Source organism: Bradyrhizobium sp. HKCCYLRH3059, assembly GCF_051168035.1.
Lineage (GTDB): Bacteria > Pseudomonadota > Alphaproteobacteria > Rhizobiales > Xanthobacteraceae > Bradyrhizobium.
The window spans coordinates 36,060-54,279 of sequence record NZ_JBNPUF010000012.1 but is presented as its reverse complement, the minus strand read 5'-3'; the positions used below and the strand labels follow the sequence as shown (position 1 = coordinate 54,279).

Here is an 18,220-nt window from a genome sequence, read left to right as displayed (position 1 = left end):
CTTCACGGGGAAGATGAACCATCGCTCATTGACCCCTTCTCCACCGCGCCGGATGCTTGACCGCGATCATTCCGGGTTGCAATCCTCGAATCGCAGGAGGATTGCACGTGGCGACCACATCCGTACGAGACCGATTGCTGGCGGACCGGCGCGCGCTGCTCGATCTGGGCACGCGCAACCGGCTCGTGCACATCCCGCTCAAGACCAAGACCATCCGCACCATCGACATCGTCGGCGCGCGCTCTGCTGCGCTCTTCGAGCTTCTCGGCGAAGGCAAGCGCTTCACGTTCCTTCCGACGAAGGCAGAGACGGCGGAGGCGGAAGGCACCCTGCCCTTGAGCGTGCCGGCACCTCGATCCGACACGCCGACCACCAAGGTGGACCAGGAAGGTGATGATTCGGAGTCGCAGACGCGGCAGCCGGACACCCGGCTCAGGACCCGGCTGTCATCGGAGGCGCTGCAGAAGCGCCTGCTGGATATCTGGTACGACGCACGAACGCTCGAGGAAGAACAGGGCGTCAATATCCTCTATCTCGCCTTCGGGCTACTGAAATGGTTCGAGGACGACAAATCCGATGTCGAGCGCTTCGCGCCGCTCGTCCTGCTGCCCGTCCGTCTGGAACGCAGCAGCGCCGCCGATCGGTTTCACCTGGTCTCGCGCGCTGAGCCGCCGTCGCCGAACCTCTCGCTCCAGGCCAAGCTCGACGCCGAGTTCGGACTCAAGATCGAGGATTTTGGCGACGAGGACGATGTCGACATCGCGGCCTATCTCGCCGGCGTCGCGGAGACGGTCGCCAACAAACAGCGGTGGGAGGTCAGGACGGACGCGATCGTCCTCGGCTTCTTCTCGTTCTCCAAGTTCCTGATGTATCGCGATCTGGATCCAGAGAATTGGCCCGCAGATGGCGGCCTTGATCGTCACCCCCTCATCGCAGCGCTGCTTCAGGACGGTTTCGAGGGCGCGGAGCCGATCGTGGCCGACGACGGAAAGATCGATTCCGTCATCCAGCCAGTGGCGATGAACCACGTCGTCGATGCCGATTCGTCGCAGGCGGTGGTGATCGAGGAAGTGGTCCGCGGACGCGACCTCGTCGTCAAGGGACCGCCTGGAACCGGCAAATCGCAGACCATCACCAACATCATCGCGTCGGCTGCCGCCGAGGGGAAAACGGTGCTGTTCGTCGCCGAGAAGATGGCGGCGCTCGAGGTCGTGCACCGGCGTTTGAAGCATGTCGGTCTCGGCGCGCTCGCGCTGGAGCTGCACTCCAACAAGGCCAACAAGCGCGTTCTGCTCGAAGAGCTGAGGCGCTGCAAATCGGCCGAGGTCGCGGTCCCGCGCGGCGAAGCCACGCTGGTGCAGCGCCTGACCGACAGCCGTGACGGCCTCAACCGGCATGCGGAGATGATGCACCAGCCGCATCAGCCGAGCGAGCTGACACCGTTCAGGCTGCTGGGTCATCTCGTGCGCTGCGGGGACAACTCCGCGCAGCCTCCCTATCCGTTGCAGGGCGCCCCCTCCTGGTCTCCTCTGGATCTGGAGCGGCGGCGTGAGCTGATCGCCGAACTCGCCGGACGAATTGCGGCCGACGGCGCGCCTCACCTGCATCCCTGGCGCGGTGTCGGCCGCGACGCGCTTGATCCCGCCGAAATGACCGAGCTGCGCAGCTCGCTGGGCGACATTTCGAGCGGTGTCGGCAGCGTATCCACAGGCGCGGCCCGCCTCGGCACGCTGCTCGATCTCCCGCCGCCGGCCACCTTGGCCGATGCCGCGGGGATACTCGCCTTCGCCGAGGCCGCGGCCGCGATGCCGGAGTGCGATCGGACGTCCTTCCGCGACGGCGTCTGGAGCCAGACCGGACTCATCACGGACATCATCGACAAGGGGCTGCGTTACGCGAAATTGAGGACGGCCTTCGAGAGCGCCTTCGTCGAGGCCGCCTGGGATGCACCGATCGCCGAGTGCCGCAAGGTCATCGCCGAGAAGGGCCGCTCCTGGCTGCGCCTGCTCAGCCCGCGCTATCGCGAGCAGGTGGCGCTGCTGGCCTCGTACCTGAAGGTGCCGATGCCGAAAACGCTCGAGCAGCGGCTTCTGCTGCTCGACGGCCTCATCGCGGCGCAAGCCGCACGCCGGTCCTTCGCGGAGGTCGAAGCTGCCGGCAGCACCGCATTCGGAACGGCGTGGCAGAAGGAACGGTCGGACTGGGATGCGCTTTCCAGATTGGCGAGCTGGTGGAGTGCATTCCCCAAGCCGTTCGCAAACGACGAAACGCGCCAGCGGCTGACGCAGCTGGCCTTGTCGGCCGATGATCGGCAATCGATCGAACAGCTCAACCACGACCTCGCAAGTCTGAGGTCCGGCCTCGGCAGGCTGATCGACTTTCTCCAGCTGGAGCCTGCCCGCATCCCGCTCGACGCCGGCGACCAGATCCGGTTGGACGGCCTGTCGCAGACCTTGTCGGAGTGGCAGAGCGCGACCGAGCGCCTCACCCGCTGGATCGCGTTCATGGACCGGGTCCGCCTTGCGCGCGCGCAAGGCCTCGCCGCGCTGGTCGACCGCACGCTCGACGGCTCCTTGCCGGGCGACGCGCTCGAAGCCGCCTTCGACCGGTCCTATTACGACGCCATGCGCAGCGTGATCTTCGCCGATCATCCTGAACTGAAACGTTTCGACGGCGAATCGCACGATCGGCTGGTCGATGGCTTCCGCAAGCTCGACGTCGCGCGGATGCAACTGGCCCGCGATCAGATCGCTCACGAGCATGCCGCGGCCCTGCCGCGCAACGCCGGCGGCATCGGGCCGCTCGGCGTGCTGAACGGCGAGCTTGCCAAGAAGCGCAATCATCTGCCCATCCGCCAGCTCCTGGAACGGGCAGGTCCGGTCATTCAGCAGATCAAGCCGATCTTCCTGATGAGCCCGCTGTCGGTGGCACAGTTCCTCAAGCCTGGCGCGATCGCCTTCGATCTTCTGGTGGTCGACGAGGCCTCGCAGATCGAGCCGGTCGACGCGCTCGGCGCGGTCGCGCGCTGCCGGCAGATCGTGGTCGTCGGCGACGAGCGGCAGCTGCCGCCGACGCGCTTCTTCGCGAAGCTGACAGGTAACGACGACGAGGACAATGACGACGAGGATCAGCCGACCTTCCAGGTCAAGGACGCCGAGAGCATTCTCGACCTCTGCCTTGCCAAGGGCCTGTCGCATCGGATGCTGAACTGGCACTATCGCAGCAAACACCAGTCGCTGATCGCCGTTTCCAACAAGCAGTTCTACGACAACCGGCTGTTCATCGTGCCGAGCCCGTACGACGCCGTCGCGGGAATGGGGCTGAAGTTCAACTACAACCCCGATGCACACTACGAACGCGGCAGCAGCCGGACCAACCCCAGGGAAGCGCGGCTCGTCGCCGAGGCCGTCATGCGCCATGCGCGCGAGACGCCGGACCGAAGCCTTGGCGTCGCGACCTTCTCGGTGGCGCAGCGCCAGGCGATCCAGGATCAGCTCGAAATCCTGCGCAAGGAAAACCCGGCAACGGAGAGCTTCTTCGTCCGCGGAGCCAGCGAGCCGTTCTTCGTGAAGAACCTCGAGAACATCCAGGGCGACGAACGCGACGTCATCTTCATCTCCATCGGCTATGGGAGAACGAAGGAAGGTTTCGTCTCGATGAGCTTCGGTCCCCTCAACTCGGACGGAGGCGAGCGCCGGCTGAACGTGCTGATCTCGCGCGCCAAGCTCCGATGCGAGGTGTTCTCGTCGATCACCGGCGACGACATCGACCTGTCGCGCGCCAAGGGCCGCGGCATCGCGGCGCTGAAGACGTTCCTGACCTTCGCGCAGACGGGGCGGCTCGGCATCGCGCAGGAGACCGGGCGCGATCCCGACTCGGTGTTCGAGGAGCAGGTCGCCGCAAGGCTGCGGGCGCTCGGCCACGATGTGAAGACCCAGATCGGCACCGCCGGATTCTTCGTCGATCTCGCTGTCGTCGATCCCGACAAGCCGGGCCGCTTCCTGCTCGGAATCGAATGCGACGGCGCCCAGTACCATGCGTCTCGTTCGGCGCGAGACCGCGACCGCCTGCGGCAGAATGTGCTGGAAGCGCATGGCTGGGTGCTGCATCGCATCTGGTCGACCGACTGGTTTCTCCGTCCCAAGGAGGAAACCGAGAAAGTCCTCCGCGCGATCGACGCTGCGAAGGCGCATTGGCGGGACATCGACCAAGGGACTGCGCGAGCTCAACCCGAGCCTCCGGCAACCTCCGATGTGCCGGCGCCGGAGCAGACCGAGCAGCGCCCTCAGGAGATCCTCGCACAGGCACCGACGGTGGCCCCCTATGAAGAGGCGAAGCTGCGCGTCCGTCGGGAGATCGAGCCGCACGAGACGCCGCTTGCCGACATGACGCGGCATGTCGTCGAGATCGTCGCCATCGAGGGGCCGGTGCATGAATCGGAAATCATCGTCCGGATCAGATCGGCCTGGGGCCTTGCCCGCGCCGGCAATCGCATCCGCGATGCCGTGAGAGCGGCGCTGGGATCGGCAGTTGCGAGGGGACAGATCGCCGGAGGTCCGTTCTACGCCGTGCCCGGACAGGCGATCGTCGTCCGCACGCGCGAGGACGTGCAATCGCAGTCCCTGCGCAAGCCCGAGATGCTGCCGCCGGATGAGATCAAGGCGGCCATCATGCAGATTGTCGAGCAGAACTTCGGTGCCGAGGAGGACCAGTTGATCCAGGCGGTGGCCCGCTTGTTCGGCTTCGGGTCGACCAGCGCCCAGCTGCGGGAGACCGTGCAGGGCAGTCTCAGAAGTCTTCTCGACGCAGGACACCTGCGCCGCGAAGGAGCGCTGCTGACCAGGCCGCAGGAGGCCTCGCCGGCGGCGCAGGACTGACCGGCTGAATGCGTGCCGGGATTCTCGGCCCGAACGCCGCGTCACAGCCGCCCCGCGGAGCGCACGTCGCACCGCGTTGCGCAGAGGCGCTGGCAACGACGATCTCGCGATCCATCCGCGTCCTGCAATGGCGGTGGAGCGCCGACGATGTCGGAGCTGACGCCCCGCAGGGCGGAATGTCGCCCCTCCGGCTGTCACCGCAAACCCGCGGAATCGCTGAAGGAACGGAACAGGCGAGGTCAGAATTCGTTCAGCACGGACGCTCGTCCCGGCCAATGCATCGGACCAGGATTGCACGGGTCCGTCCCGGCCACTATCCTTGAGGCGAGACACGCGCTGGCCCGCATCCAACAGGAGCGCCCCATGCCGACCGCGACCCCGGCTCAGACCCTGGCTCCCCTGGACGAGACCATCACCATCGCGGAGCTGACGCGCGATCCCTATCCGATCTACCGGCGCCTGCGCCGCGAAGCGCCGGTGTTGCGGGTCAAGTCGGTGGGCCGGACGTTCCTCACCAAGGCGGCCGACACCAAATATGTGAAGGACAATGCGTCGCTGTTCTCGTCCAACGATCCGAACACGCCGATGAAGCGCGCCTTCCTCGCGCATACCCTGATGCGCAAGGATCACGACGAGCACCGCGCCGAGCGGATGGCGATGATGCCGGCCCTGATGCCGAAGACGATCGAAGCCGTCTGGGAGCCGCTCTACACCAAATTCGCTACTGATTATCTCGACCGGCTGCCGCGCGGCGAGATCGTCGATCTGTTCCCCGCCCTCGCAGGCCCCTTGGCCGCGCGCATCCTCGCTGAAGTGATGGGCATTCCCGACGCCAGCGATGCGGACATGCAGCGCTGGTCGCAGGCGCTGATCGACGGCGCCGGCAATTTCGGCTGGACGCCGGGGCCATTCGACGCGTCCGACATCGCCAACGCCGAGATGGACCGCTGCATCCGCGCCAACATGGCGCGCGTGCGCGCCGCGCCGGATTCCTCCGCGCTGTCATTCATGGTCAACGCGAAGAACCCGATCCCCGAGAGCCAGATCATCGCCAACATCAAGATCGCGATCGGCGGCGGCATCAACGAGCCGCGCGACGCGCTGCTGACGATCCTCTACGGCCTGCTCACCAATCCGGAGCAGCTCGCCGCGGTGCGCGCGCAGGACAAATGGCGCTCCGCCTTCGAGGAAGGCGTGCGCTGGGTGGCGCCGATCCAGGCGAGCTCACGCCTGGTGATGGAGGACACCGAGATCCGCGGCTGCCTGATCCCGAAGGGCGACACCGTGATGACCATCCAGGCCTCCGCCAACCGCGACGAGGAGCTGTTCACCGACGGCGAGCACTACAACGCCCTGCGCGACCCCAACCCCCACCAGGCCTTCGGCAACGGCCCTCATCACTGCGCCGGCGCCCACCTCTCCCGCCGCACCGTCGGCGCGATTTTGCTGCCGATGCTGTTCGAGCGGTTTCCGAAGATGGAGCTGGTGGATGCGGCCAGCGTGCGGTGGCATGGATTTGGTTTTCGGGGGCCGGTGAACTTGGCAGTGAGGTTGCAGTAGGAACGGGGCGGCGGGCGTTCTTCTTGCAATGGCACCCGCCGCATTTAAGATATGCATTTACCGGCCCGGATCACTCAGCACGATTTTGACGCAGCCATGAAGCTGGCAAACCGGAGAGGCGCCATGCCCTGCAGCAAGTCAACGGCAAGATGGAAGATGTGTGCGATGAGACTGCCCCATCGAGATCGACTAGAACAAGCAATCATCCGCGATACGTGAGCTTGTATGTTCGTCACCATTTTTCAAAGCCTCGAGCGCAAGGCGATATTTGCTCCAGTTAGCCCTTACCTCCCCAACAGCGGGCACCTCCAAGCGAAGAAGATCACAGGGTTCGTGCTTTAAAAGGCCGTCTGCGTAGGTTCGACCGTAGCTCCTTAACTGCTTTCGTACGTCCGACTGAAGTAGGGACATAGCTATTCCTAACCGGCCTTGCTCGCTTAAGTTCGGGTCTCTAAAACTAACAGTATACAACGTATTAGTAGCTGCCAGCTGCGGCATTGCACAAATACTCAGAGTCGGCATTGTTTTTGACATACCGCTAACAAAGGCATCGCACGCAGCGACTCCCAAGCAGCGAAACCATGGTTGCCGACTTGACACTTTGTGGTTATCGACCTTGCATCCACCGCTTAATCCGTATTCGAGGTACGATAGAACAGATCTATTCCGCAAGCTCTTCGCCCCCGGATAGAAAAGCCACACTCTCTCGTCCGCGTCCTTCAGAGCCTCCCACTGAGACGCTGTAATCTTAGCTGACGACAAATGTCTAGCTTTGGAGAGGACGGGTCTCACTGCGCAGACCGGAATCCTTAGCTCGCTACGCCGGCTTTCATTTAAAAGAAAATAGGACGAATCACCGGTTACAGTGCCGAGCCGTACAGATATTAGACTCCCAAGCAGTTCACGCTTGACTCTCCGATGCATGATCGCCGGTGCTGCAAGCAGTTTAGGTCCTCGTGCGCTCCTCGATCGATTGGACGAGAGAGCCTCGACCAAATCGTCGATCGCGTGAATTTCGTGCCGTAGAACCCTTTGTAAACCTCCTCCATTTTCGTTTCGGCGCCCTCTTGCAACGAGTACAATCGATCCCTCCTGAACATTTTCAGCTCGGAAGACGGGGGTTGCAGTACGAAAGATATCGACGGCCGTGAAATACCTCCAAATGGAGTTACGTAACGATGCGGCGTAGTTCGCATAATCCCATGCTGCAGGTAACAGAAAGCATAGGCTCCCGTCCTTCTTTAACAATCGAATTGCCGCACAAAGGAACGCGTACCAAGCATTTCCGTTTGACGTTACCCTGATCTCATTCGACAGAGACACATTCACGGCTTCATCGCGGATAGTCGGATCTAGACGTTCCAGTGCAATATAGGGAGGATTGGCGACGATCTTATCGAATCTTAAGCGCGTTCGATTAGACCACCGCAAAAACTCTTTCCCTCGACGGACGGATGCAAGACGATCGTTTGCCCGCTCGCATGGGTCGACATCCAAGCCAATGATTTGATCTCTTCCGACGCCAATCTGTGAGAGGGCGGCCAAGAGGGCACCATGTCCGATGCAAGGCTCAAGCCATTTGTCGGCCTTGTCATGGCCTAGAGCAGCTACCATTGCTGCAGCGAGAGATGGCGGAGTCTGCACTACACAAGAAGTGGGTACGGTCACTACCCGTGAAGCGAAGTTGGCGGGTTTCATTTCCCCTCAGCCTGTTAAATAAAAAGAGCGGGGTCTGGCTTAGCGGCCTTAAGAGCCGACCAAGGGGAACCCGAAGTCTGCTCAAGTTCCTTTAGTTTCCAGTACAGAAGGCGCTTGAGCCGCTCACGCTGAATCGGCGCCCAGCGTTGTAAGTGCGGCACGAGAGCTGCGGTGTGCTTTCCCCATGCGTCCTGAAACAACTCTGCCAAGACAAATTCAGCTACGGCGAGCGGCGTCAAAATAATTGAAGGCAGGCGAGGCACTGGGATCGACTTAGGAAACGGAAGCTCATCCGACTGCCCAAGAATTTGTACATGAAAATAGCATCCAGGAGCTTTCCCGTCTGCCACCTCCATTCTCCACATTGCAACCTCTTGCGCCGGTTCGCTGTCGGTTGCCGGATACTTTAGGCGAACCCTCGTTGAGGCATTCCCAATTAGGCTGAAGTGCTTGGCTGGTTGGGTAGTCTTTTTGAGGGGTTCCCGTTTGATCCGCCAAATACAGGTAATCTCACCAACTATCGCTCTATGGCCTCCTCCACCAGGTTCATACTCCTTCGCGGGAATCGTACAGAGCGGACACGAATCGGCTATTTTCCAATCAATAGCCTCTTTGGTTGGCATGTTCCGGTAGTTCTCGAGCGCTTGGTAGAAGCGCGGCAAAACCTCCAGCGAGGCCGGCGCAATGTACTTCCTTGCAAGTTCGTTGAATGAACTCACCTCGTTCAGAACATCCTGAAATTGGAATCGCAGCGCTGTCATTGTCTCAAAACTTATTCTTTTCGATTTGGGGTATCAAACCAACAAATGCGGGATCGCTAGCGTTTACTGCAGCTATCCATGCGCACTCGGCGAACGGTGGCCAACCGTCAGGTTTGATCTCGACCGCTTCGGAAAGCTCGGTCAGGTCATCGCTAGGCTGCAAATTCGAGCTGACAGAAATAACAGGGTTATTCAATTCGCTAAACCTTGCTTTTCTTGTCAACCGGTCTGCGACGAGCTGTTGAACCGCTTCCCGATCAAATGCTTTCCCCTTGGTGTTGTCCCAAATCCATTGCTCGATTCCGGGTCGCCACCATCTTAGGCCCGCAAAGCCATTCAGTATCCCTTTGTACTCGCAAAATCCGAGAACGCGACGAATATCGTCTCGTTCGGTTTTCATAAGTCGCGAAAATGATGTCGGCTCGATCCACAATCGCGCTGCAAGATAGCGCTCATCAAGCAAAAAGGTCGGATACGGCAAAATGACGTGTAGGAGCCAGCGGAGCACTGCAATGCCCGACCCATTGCCGATCATGATATCGTGCGGCGGATAGGACCGATCGATGGCTTCAATGGCCGATTGGCGCCAAGTTGCACGTGACGGCACTGCCAACAGGTCATTCAGCATATCTCTAGTCTTAGAGCTGTCAGTCCAATCTTTAGGAAGAGACTTAACAGCCTCAGCCAGCCGAGAAACAGCCAAAGGAAAATGTTCGCGGTTTGAGCCTTTTGAAAATACCCATTCGACATCAATGGCGCGTGCGATGGCGTGTTCGCTGCCGTTCGGATCACGCCCGGCGTTCAATTGCTTGAGTGCGCCGGAGTTCAAAGCAAATGCGACGGGGCTAGTACTGCCCGCCAAATTGGAACGAAGCACAGCAATAAGCGAGATTCCATCTTTTGGCTTCAGAGAAGGCGTCGCGAGCACGTCTCTCTGTGGCCAATGCTCAAGCTTGTAGTCGACCAACACGAGCTTTGCTTTGCGCAAATCGCTAGCAGTTACATCATTTGGGTGGCGCACGGTGGACTCGATTGACGTTCCCAGCATGCGCTTTGTAACTCGTCCGTCCTCATCATCAATTATGAGGATAACTCCCCCCTGCTTGACCATAGCCTACTCCGGAAATATGATCTCTAGCGCTGTCGCAAAACCGCTGGTGGGCTCCACGAATTGAATGGTGGCGCCATATTCCTCCAACATGCTCCGCGTAATGGTAAGCCCAAGTCCCATCCCCTGGCCGAGAGCGGCATCAACGCTGGTGGTTGTAGACTCAAATGGCAGGAAGAATCGCTCTCTGTCACGCGCCTTGACAACCTGTCCAGTGTTTTCAACTCGGACTTGAAGAGTGCCATCAGAGCGCTGCCGCGCAGTGCCTCGAATGGTTCCCCCGTTTCCCGCCGCCTTCACCGCGTTCGAAAGAAGATTTGAAAAAATTGTCGTCAGTTCAGCCGCAAACATTGGCGGCGATTTTAGGTCGTGCGGAATCTTGTTAAGAATCTTGATCTTTCGTCGCTCCGCTTCACCGGAGACCAATCTTGCTCCAGTGTCGAAACGATTTGAAATTGATTGACGCGAGCGTCGTCGACGAGCGTCCGGCGTAACCACGTCGATCAAATAGGCTGCTTGTCGCTCAACTGAACGCTTCAAATCGCCAACGTCCCTCTGCAGGGCAGCTATCTCGCGCCTGTGCTCTCGGGGAAGTCCCGGCATGTCCAATATGCTGGTTAGGGCGCGCTCCACGGCGGTCGCCATATCACGAAGCCCATTGATCTCGTGAATGAACGACGCGACCTGGGTACCAACAGAGGCCAGCACTCGAAACATCGCCAGCTCCTGCGACGCCCCTTCGGCACTGCTCGCAATCTCTTCCACCCCTGAGAGGGCCGAAAGGATCTCCTTATTGGCCGACTCGACCTTGCCAGCTGAAACAAGCTCTCGAGCTTTCGCGGCATGAGCCTTGGCTTCGCTCATGCGCTGTTGGGTCAATTGGGTAGGCGATAGATAGGAGACAGACCCATCCGGTGTCCGACGCTGAACTCTTCTATCAGCACGCTTCCTCTCAGTCGCTGCTGCTTGAACGCGGGTTGAAAGGTCTATTCCCGTACGGACGATCGACGTAAGGGTTGCAAAAGCCTGGTTCGGAATAAACCCCTCACGATTAACGAGCATCTGCAACCCCAAAGAATCACGTTCTGTCAGAAATACCGCGCCAAAGTAGTGTTTGTTCGGTAAGTGATTCAAGCCTGCCTTTGGGTCTTTCTCCGCCTCACTCAACTGAGCCGCGACATCCGCATCCGAATCGAGATGCCAACGGCCTCGCTCCGCAACTTCTTTATCAAGTTGAAGCCAGTCGTCGGTAGGCTCACCGTATGGAAGAACTCGAAAGCCTTCCATGAACACACGAATGCCGCTGGATCTGCCGGCCCACTGTTTCAGTGAGCCACTAGGACCTCTTCCGGTTCTCTTCAAAATGCGCGCTTGGAAGAAAGGCCCCAGAGTTGGGAAAGGATGTGGCATGACAAATTCGCGCGATACAGCATCGATAGTTTCGTCATCCAAGGTCAAAGACGTTGGAGCAATAGAGAAGCGGACTTGCTTACTTTTCCGATCTGCGTCGATTTCGATGATCCAATTGGCGGCCTCCACGATAGAGGTCCAATAGTCATCCGGAGGAGCGAGTTCGCCCTCTAGTTCGACGAAGAATCGATTACCCGCAGCCTGCCCGATATCGCGAACTTGAGGAGACGCGAACAGAAGCTGTTTTGATACATTCCTGGGTAGCGGTTCGGTCAATGAGGGAGGAGGCTGAAAAGCCTGCAATTCTTCTAGAAACCGACCATGTTCTGTTGGGGTCCAATTGCGGCGTAGGTTGCGGAGCGTGATCGATGTACCAGCCGACTTCTGGTGAGTTTGAATTGATCGGACCGAGATGGCGTCAGTGTCGTTGACCTCCGCTAGTGTCTTGCTCGCCTCAACCTTGTCCCAGTCGATCACGGCATCCACGGTCTCTCCCTCGGCAGGCAAATGTCCGGGATGGCGCCCTCGGTCATTTTCACCGGACCATCTAGTTGAGGTTATCTCCAATCGCCTGGCCAGCTTATGAGCGGCAAGGCGACCAACGCCTTTTTGACCAGTGTAGCGGCGCTGAAAGACTTTGGATCGACGCGCTCTATCGTCCTTCGTTCGTGAGGCGATGGTCAGGAAGCCCCTCTCGAATTCCGCCTCAGACATTCCGATGCCATTGTCGCGAATCGTTATGAAGCCGCGCCCCAAGTGAGACAACGATTCGGCGTATACCACGACTGAAGTTGCGTCGGCGTCATAGGCATTCTTGATGAGCTCGATGAGTGCAGTTGAGTCTCTGCCGACCAACAGCTCTCCCAATTCGCGAAAAAGATGAGTGTCAACCGAAAAAGTCGTCATGAAGTCGCTCGTAGTCGCTGAGGCTCAAGTTACTCTTTATTCATTAATACGCCGTTCTCGCGCTAGGATGGCCGTGCGAGTGGCGGACTTGGCACGGGAGCGGGGACGTGCGAGCGACGCATCGGTACGCATTTCGATCGGACAACAAGTTCGACAGGGCACCTCAACCTCGTTACATGACTTCCCCCGGTAGGGTGCAAGCATATGCGAAGTTCGTAAGGTGGGCGATGCGGTACCGTCGTGCAACTGCCTTAGAATATATGCGCCCGGCGATCGTCGCACGGCTTTACGCAGTAGCTTTGTGAATTGCGCTCCAAGAATGTCCGACGTCAAGAAGCCGAGCGTTGCGCATCCCACCCATACCCAAACTGCCCGTCGTGCCAGTTTGCCGCATTCCGTCGGGCAAATCCGGCCTTGTGTCGTCGGGCAAATCAGATCGATGCTCCTCGCCGTCTCCTGCTCGCTGAAGGGGCGTTTCGCGATCGTCACGGACCGTGGAGCGGGAGATGCGGTGGCCGCCTGGGGTCGCAGTGCGCGTTTCGCGTGCGGACGAACGAACCCCAAGCGGACGGTCAAGCCGTGTGGTCCCGACACCCCGACGCTGGTGTCTTGGTCGGCGACATCCCGATGACGGGGGCAAGCAAGCCCGGTCCCCTGGGAGAGCACGGAGCAGCCGTTCAACCCATCGCGCAGGGAAGGCCGGCGTGTACCGGCCAATCCTGTGGTGACTGCCGCCTGCTTTCTTTTCTGCAGGCGGGCCATGGGTGCGGCCTGCACCCGGCCTTCCCTGCGCCCTTCTGTTGAAGGGCGTGCCCGAGAGCAAAGCTCGGACGCGAAAGCGCGCCGCGAGGCTGAGGAGCCGCGCGTGCAGGTCAGAGATCGAGGGTTGAGCGCCGGGGAATGGCGCTCCCTAGGGGAATCGAACCCCTGTTTCAGCCTTGAGAGGGCCGCGTCCTAACCGCTAGACGAAGGGAGCGTGAGGTGAACCGCATAGCCTTGAACGCGCCGCGCCGCAAGACGGGGATGCAGAATTTGTGGGATTGGGTGCCCCGAAGATCTTTCCCCGTGGGGACCCCCACCCCCGCCCCCTCCCCGCAAGGGGGAGGGGAGTGGACTGCCCGGGTGGCGAAGGGATCGGCCATCATAGGATGGAAACAGCCGGCCAAGGCGGCGGTGGGCGCCCTCTCCCGCTTGCGGGGGAGGGTTGGGGTGGGGGCGCCGCGGGCGCCGGTGCCAGTGGAGAGAAGTTCCCCCACCCGCATCGCATCTTCGATGCGATGCGACCTCCCCCGCAGGCGGGGGAGGCGCTGACCGCCCGAGTGGACAGGATGGGGCAGCAGCGCAAAAAATGGCTGGCGGCCGGGCGAAACCGCCCTGCCCTTACGGCTCCACGGCGAAGCGGAGGCGGCCGGTGGGTTTGAGGGTCTTGGCGTCGAAGGTGCGGATCTCGGTGGTGCCGCCGACATCGAGCGTCACCGCCAGGCGGTCGCCGGCGGTGCCGGTGGCGACGATGCGGGCGCCCTTCGGGAGCATGGCGGTGAGGTCGGGGCCCGACGCCGTGCTTCCCTCGCCGCGGAAAAGGCGGTAGCCGATGGCGACCAGAAGCACTGCGATCGCGATCGAGGTGGTCACGCCCGCGATCATCATCATGCGCCGCAGCCGCGCCATCAGCTGGGCCTGCTCGGGCGAGGACGGCTCGGGCGCAACGGTAGAATTCATGGACATCTCGACTTCACAATCCCACGGTCTGATGACGGTCACGGTCGCCGGCGACGAAGGCTCGCCGCGGCTCGATCGCGTGCTCGCGGCCAGGCTGCCGGAGCTGTCGCGGTCGCGGCTGAAGGCGCTGATCCTGGCCGGCCAGGTGTCGCTCCGCGCGGCGGCGGTGCGGGACCCCGCTTATCACGTCGCCGCCGGCGACACGATCACAATCGACGTGCCGGAGGCCGTCCCGGCCGAGCCCGCCGCCGAGGCGATCCCGCTGAAAATCATCTACGATGACGACGACATCGTCGTCATCGACAAGCCGGCCGGCCTCGTCGTGCATCCCGCCGCCGGACACGAGACGGGAACGCTGGTGAACGCGCTGATCGCGCATTGCGGCGCCAGTCTTTCCGGGATCGGCGGGGTCAAGCGGCCCGGCATCGTGCACCGGCTGGACAAGGACACCACCGGGCTGATGGTGGTGGCGAAGAACGATCACGCGCACGCCTCGCTCAGCGCACAGTTCGCCGACCACGGCCGCACCGGCGCGATGGAGCGCGGCTATCTGGCGTTCGCGTGGGGGGTGCCGCACCGGCCGCATGGCACCATCAATGCGCCGATCGACCGGCATCCGCATGCCCGCGACAAGATGGCGGTGCGCGCAAAAGGGCGCGAGGCCATCACCCATTACGAGGTGCAGGAGAGCTTTCCTGGCCGCGACGGCAAGCCGGCGGCGTCGCTGATCGCCTGCCATCTCGAGACCGGGCGCACCCACCAGATCCGGGTGCATCTGGCCCATCTCGGCCATCCGCTGCTCGGCGATGCCGTCTATGGCCCGCACTTCAAGACCAAGGCGAACCAGCTCGCGCCGGCCGCGCGGGACGCGCTGGCGGCGCTCGGGCGGCAGGCCCTGCACGCCTATCTGCTGGTGATCGAGCACCCCCGGACGGGAGAAATAATGCGCTGGGAATCGGAGCTTCCGGAGGATCTTTCTCTTTTGGGGCGCGCCTTGCGAGCGGCGCTATGACGCAGGACCTTCAGAAAAACGCAAGCATGTCAAAAACTTAATGGAGCCACACGGGGTCGTGACCCCCGGAATCCTTCCACCGGGGGGCGAAAATGGTGTATGTTGCGCCTGCGTCGAATGGTCGACGCATGGAACGTCGCAAACCGGCCGGCTTTAACCAAGCGACCGCTTTGCCTGGCCCGCCGCTATCGGGGGCCTGAACCAACTGGAGGGCGCTCGATGGCCCGTACAGCTACACTGCCGGTTCTCAACGGAGAATCGGGACTTTCACGCTACCTCGCCGAGATCCGCAAGTTCCCGATGCTGGAACCGCAGGAAGAGTACATGCTCGCCAAGCGTTGGCGCGAGCATGACGACAGCGACGCAGCGCATAAACTCGTGACCAGCCACCTCAGGCTCGTGGCCAAGATCGCCATGGGCTATCGCGGCTACGGCCTGCCGATATCCGAAGTCGTTTCGGAAGGCAATGTCGGCCTGATGCAGGCGGTGAAAAGGTTCGAGCCCGAGAAGGGCTTTCGCCTCGCCACCTACGCCATGTGGTGGATCAAGGCGTCGATACAAGAGTACATTCTGAGATCGTGGTCGCTCGTGAAGATGGGCACCACCGCGAACCAGAAGAAGCTGTTCTTCAACCTGCGCAAGGCCAAGAGCCGCATCAACGCGCTGGATGAAGGCGATCTGCATCCGGATCAGGTCAAGCTGATCGCGAAGCGCCTCGGCGTGACCGATCAGGACGTGGTCGACATGAACCGCCGCCTCGGCGGCGACGCCTCGCTGAACGCGCCGATCCGCGACGACGGCGAAGCGGGCGAATGGCAGGACTGGCTGGTCGACAATACGCCCAACCAGGAAGCCATCATGGCCGAGCACGAGGAATACGACCACCGGCGGCAGGCGCTGAACGGCGCGATCGGCGTGCTCAACGCCCGCGAACGCCGCATCTTCGAGGCGCGGCGCCTGGCCGACGAGCCGATGACGCTCGAGGACCTGGCGGCCGAGTTCGGCGTGTCGCGCGAGCGGGTGCGCCAGATCGAGGTGCGCGCGTTCGAGAAGGTGCAGTCCGCCGTCAAGGGCGCCATCGCCAGGCAGGAGGCGGCGGCCCTGGAGGCCGCGCACTAGACGCGCGGCTTGCTTGAAGGTGGTTTTTGGATGCGATCGGAGCCGGCGGAGACGCCGGCTTCTTGTTAGGTGCAGTTAGTCGGGCGCGGCGCGGGCGAGCTCGGCGAGCGCACAGCCCTCGCAGTAGCGGGCGTCCTTGTAGTCGATCCAGTTGTGCGCATAGATCCGCTCCCGGGCGATGCCATAGCGCAGCCGGAGCAGCTTCGAGAGCACGCGCCAGGCGGCGACCTGGGCGTCCGTCGGAGGCGTGGTGACGTCGGGATAGTTGCCGGCGAACTCCACGCCAATGGAATTGTCGCGCACGACCTTGCGATAGGTGGGGCCGTTGTCGATATAGCGGTTGTCGTTGCGGTTGGCGCCGTCGCCATGCAGGGTCACCAGGGTTTCCGGCACCGCCCAATACACCGTGCCGTCGGTTTCCACCCACACGGTGACGCCGCGCCGTTTCGGGTTCTTGGCTTGCGCCAGCGCCCCGGCTCGCGCCGACCCGGCCGGACCCTCGGTCTGGTGGACGATGATGTTGGTCCAGGGATGGGCGAGGTGCGGATCGCCCCAGGGCGCCAGCCAGACCATCTTCAGTCCCGGGATGTCCGGCGTGCCGGACGAACGGGCGAGCGACGTGAGATCCTCAGCCGCAACAGGCAGAGGCAGCGCGACGAGAAGCAGCGCGAGCGCTGCGCGGTGGGAGAACGGGACCGGCCTCATGGTCGGCAACGATAGCACCGGCTACCCGGCGGCGGCATCCTGCCGACGCGGCGGCGCCATCATCGGCTCGATCTGGTCCGGCGCCAGTGCCGGCGTCTCGTGGTCGGCGGCGAAGACGGCATAGCGGTTCTTGCCCTCCTTCTTGGCGGCATAGAGCGCCTGGTCCGCCCGCGCCATCAGCCGGTCGGGGAATGCGCCGACATCCTCGGTCCATTCGGCGACGCCGATCGAGACCTCGATCGGCACCTCGGCGCCGGCACAGGCCTCCGCATCGTCGCGGCAGACCTGCAGGATGCGCCGCGCGATCATCGCGCCTTCGCGCAAGGCGGACGCCGGCAGCACGATGCAGAATTCGTCGCCACCGGTGCGCGCCAGCATGTCGCCGGGGCGCAGCCGGGTCTGGGCCATCAGCGTGAAGTGCTGCAGGCAGGCATCGCCGGCGGCATGGCCATGGGTGTCGTTGATGATCTTGAAGCCGTCGAGATCGATCACCAATAGCGCGAACGGCCGCCGCGAGCGCTCGGCGCGCGCGCATTCCTCGCTCAGGCGCTGCATCAGGTGACGGCGGTTGGCGACGCCGGTGAGATCGTCGAGCAGCGCGAGGTCGGCGACCTCGTTGCGCAGCCGGTCCACCGCCATCAGCAGGAAGCCGAAATTGAGCGACATCGACAGGAAGATCAGCAGCAGCACCGCGGCGGCCTGACCGCTGGTGGAGCGGCTGAAATTGAAATCGGCGCCGATGAACGCCCCGATCGAGCGCGCGGCAAACACCGCGATGATCAGAACGGACAGCAGGCCGGCCAGCCGCGCTCCCGGATTGACGGGCCCGCGCCTCGCATCCAGCACCAGCCGCGCGATGATCGCCATGGGGACCGCCTGTCCGATCGAGTAGCACAGGATCCTCAGCGGGCCGTGGTCGTATCCGTATTGGAAAAATGCGATCGACGAGCAGGTCATCGCGACGACGGTCAAGCTCAGTCGCCACGACGCCCTGGAGCCATAGAAGCGCTCGACGCCCATCGCCGCGAGGCAGATCGCGAAGGTCATCAGCGAGCCGCCGACCAGCAGCGGAACGAACGAGCCGAAATAGAACCGCGTCAGCGCGAACGCCGCCGCCGGCGCGCACATGAACGCAGATGCCGTCCAGTACCGCGCCGAATCCAGATTGGGATAGCTGCGCATCACGTAGGCCCAGATCAGGCCCAACGCGAGGAAATTGACCACGAAGGCGGTCCACAGCGTCGGAACGTTCAGCATCCCGACAGCAGGACGCCGCAGGTCCTGTCCTCGATGTTCAATAACGCCGCGCTCATGAGCTACCCTGTTGCTCGAGGCAACATGGGCG

11 protein-coding genes and 1 tRNA gene are annotated in these 18,220 nt (G+C 62.2%); 4 read left to right on the top strand and 8 right to left on the bottom strand.

The window, feature by feature from the left end:
* Positions 1 to 107 precede the first annotated feature (107 nt).
* Both ACQR13_RS29340 and ACQR13_RS29335 read left to right on the top strand, forming a co-directional pair.
* Positions 108 to 4,877, top strand: a complete 4,770-nt coding sequence (locus ACQR13_RS29340) for a DUF3320 domain-containing protein (RefSeq protein WP_434863490.1) — start codon at positions 108 to 110, stop codon at positions 4,875 to 4,877.
* A 363-nt stretch (positions 4,878 to 5,240) separates the two neighbouring features.
* Positions 5,241 to 6,437 carry a cytochrome P450 gene (locus ACQR13_RS29335; protein WP_434863489.1) on the top strand — a complete coding sequence of 399 codons (1,197 nt, stop codon included), beginning with the start codon at positions 5,241 to 5,243 and terminating at the stop codon, positions 6,435 to 6,437.
* 189 nt (positions 6,438 to 6,626) lie between these two features.
* Here the strand turns inward: ACQR13_RS29335 and ACQR13_RS29330 are convergent, their stop codons facing one another.
* From ACQR13_RS29330 to ACQR13_RS29305, 6 genes are all read right to left on the bottom strand, one after another.
* Positions 6,627 to 8,051: an Eco57I restriction-modification methylase domain-containing protein gene (locus ACQR13_RS29330; protein WP_434863501.1), complete on the bottom strand. Its 1,425-nt coding sequence runs from the start codon at positions 8,049 to 8,051 to the stop codon at positions 6,627 to 6,629.
* A 98-nt stretch (positions 8,052 to 8,149) separates the two neighbouring features.
* Complete coding sequence (locus ACQR13_RS29325) at positions 8,150 to 8,896, bottom strand: hypothetical protein (RefSeq protein ID WP_434863488.1); 747 nt, start codon at positions 8,894 to 8,896, stop codon at positions 8,150 to 8,152.
* Positions 8,897 to 8,900: 4 nt separating this feature from the next.
* The gene (locus ACQR13_RS29320) at positions 8,901 to 10,007 is read right to left on the bottom strand and encodes a hypothetical protein (RefSeq protein WP_434863487.1); all 1,107 of its coding nucleotides are present in this window, start codon (positions 10,005 to 10,007) and stop codon (positions 8,901 to 8,903) included.
* 3 nt (positions 10,008 to 10,010) lie between these two features.
* The gene (locus tag ACQR13_RS29315) at positions 10,011 to 12,320 is read right to left on the bottom strand and encodes a sensor histidine kinase (RefSeq protein ID WP_434863486.1); all 2,310 of its coding nucleotides are present in this window, start codon (positions 12,318 to 12,320) and stop codon (positions 10,011 to 10,013) included.
* A 901-nt stretch (positions 12,321 to 13,221) separates the two neighbouring features.
* A tRNA-Glu gene (locus ACQR13_RS29310) sits at positions 13,222 to 13,296 on the bottom strand.
* Positions 13,297 to 13,700: 404 nt separating this feature from the next.
* Positions 13,701 to 14,039, bottom strand: a complete 339-nt coding sequence (locus tag ACQR13_RS29305; protein WP_316183578.1) for a hypothetical protein — start codon at positions 14,037 to 14,039, stop codon at positions 13,701 to 13,703.
* 31 nt (positions 14,040 to 14,070) lie between these two features.
* On the opposite strand from ACQR13_RS29305, the gene ACQR13_RS29300 reads away from it, so the two are divergent.
* Together ACQR13_RS29300 and rpoH are read left to right on the top strand one after the other, a co-directional pair.
* Positions 14,071 to 15,051 (top strand): RluA family pseudouridine synthase, encoded by a 981-nt coding sequence (locus ACQR13_RS29300; protein WP_434863500.1) that lies wholly within the window; start codon positions 14,071 to 14,073, stop codon positions 15,049 to 15,051.
* A 219-nt stretch (positions 15,052 to 15,270) separates the two neighbouring features.
* Entirely contained in the window at positions 15,271 to 16,170 is a 900-nt protein-coding gene (rpoH, locus tag ACQR13_RS29295) for an RNA polymerase sigma factor RpoH (protein ID WP_315754871.1), read from the top strand.
* Positions 16,171 to 16,245: 75 nt separating this feature from the next.
* On the opposite strand, the gene ACQR13_RS29290 is transcribed toward rpoH, so the two are convergent.
* Both ACQR13_RS29290 and ACQR13_RS29285 read right to left on the bottom strand, forming a co-directional pair.
* Entirely contained in the window at positions 16,246 to 16,875 is a 630-nt protein-coding gene (locus ACQR13_RS29290) for a peptidoglycan recognition protein family protein (RefSeq protein ID WP_434863499.1), read from the bottom strand.
* A 21-nt stretch (positions 16,876 to 16,896) separates the two neighbouring features.
* Entirely contained in the window at positions 16,897 to 18,132 is a 1,236-nt protein-coding gene (locus ACQR13_RS29285; protein WP_434863485.1) for a GGDEF domain-containing protein, read from the bottom strand.
* Between the last annotated feature and the right edge of the window lie 88 nt (positions 18,133 to 18,220).

Excerpts from the sequence above, each read along its gene's own strand:
- ACQR13_RS29325 (WP_434863488.1), bottom strand. The coding sequence starts at position 8,896 with ATGACAGCGCTGCGATTCCAATTTCAGGATGTTCTGAACGAGGTGAGT.
- ACQR13_RS29285 (WP_434863485.1), bottom strand. The coding sequence starts at position 18,132 with ATGCTGAACGTTCCGACGCTGTGGACCGCCTTCGTGGTCAATTTCCTC.
- rpoH (WP_315754871.1), top strand. The coding sequence starts at position 15,271 with ATGGCCCGTACAGCTACACTGCCGGTTCTCAACGGAGAATCGGGACTT.
- ACQR13_RS29335 (WP_434863489.1), top strand. The coding sequence starts at position 5,241 with ATGCCGACCGCGACCCCGGCTCAGACCCTGGCTCCCCTGGACGAGACC.
- ACQR13_RS29290 (WP_434863499.1), bottom strand. The coding sequence starts at position 16,875 with ATGAGGCCGGTCCCGTTCTCCCACCGCGCAGCGCTCGCGCTGCTTCTC.
- ACQR13_RS29315 (WP_434863486.1), bottom strand. The coding sequence starts at position 12,320 with ATGACGACTTTTTCGGTTGACACTCATCTTTTTCGCGAATTGGGAGAG.
- ACQR13_RS29300 (WP_434863500.1), top strand. The coding sequence starts at position 14,071 with ATGACGGTCACGGTCGCCGGCGACGAAGGCTCGCCGCGGCTCGATCGC.
- ACQR13_RS29330 (WP_434863501.1), bottom strand. The coding sequence starts at position 8,051 with ATGGTAGCTGCTCTAGGCCATGACAAGGCCGACAAATGGCTTGAGCCT.
- ACQR13_RS29320 (WP_434863487.1), bottom strand. The coding sequence starts at position 10,007 with ATGGTCAAGCAGGGGGGAGTTATCCTCATAATTGATGATGAGGACGGA.
- ACQR13_RS29305 (WP_316183578.1), bottom strand. The coding sequence starts at position 14,039 with ATGAATTCTACCGTTGCGCCCGAGCCGTCCTCGCCCGAGCAGGCCCAG.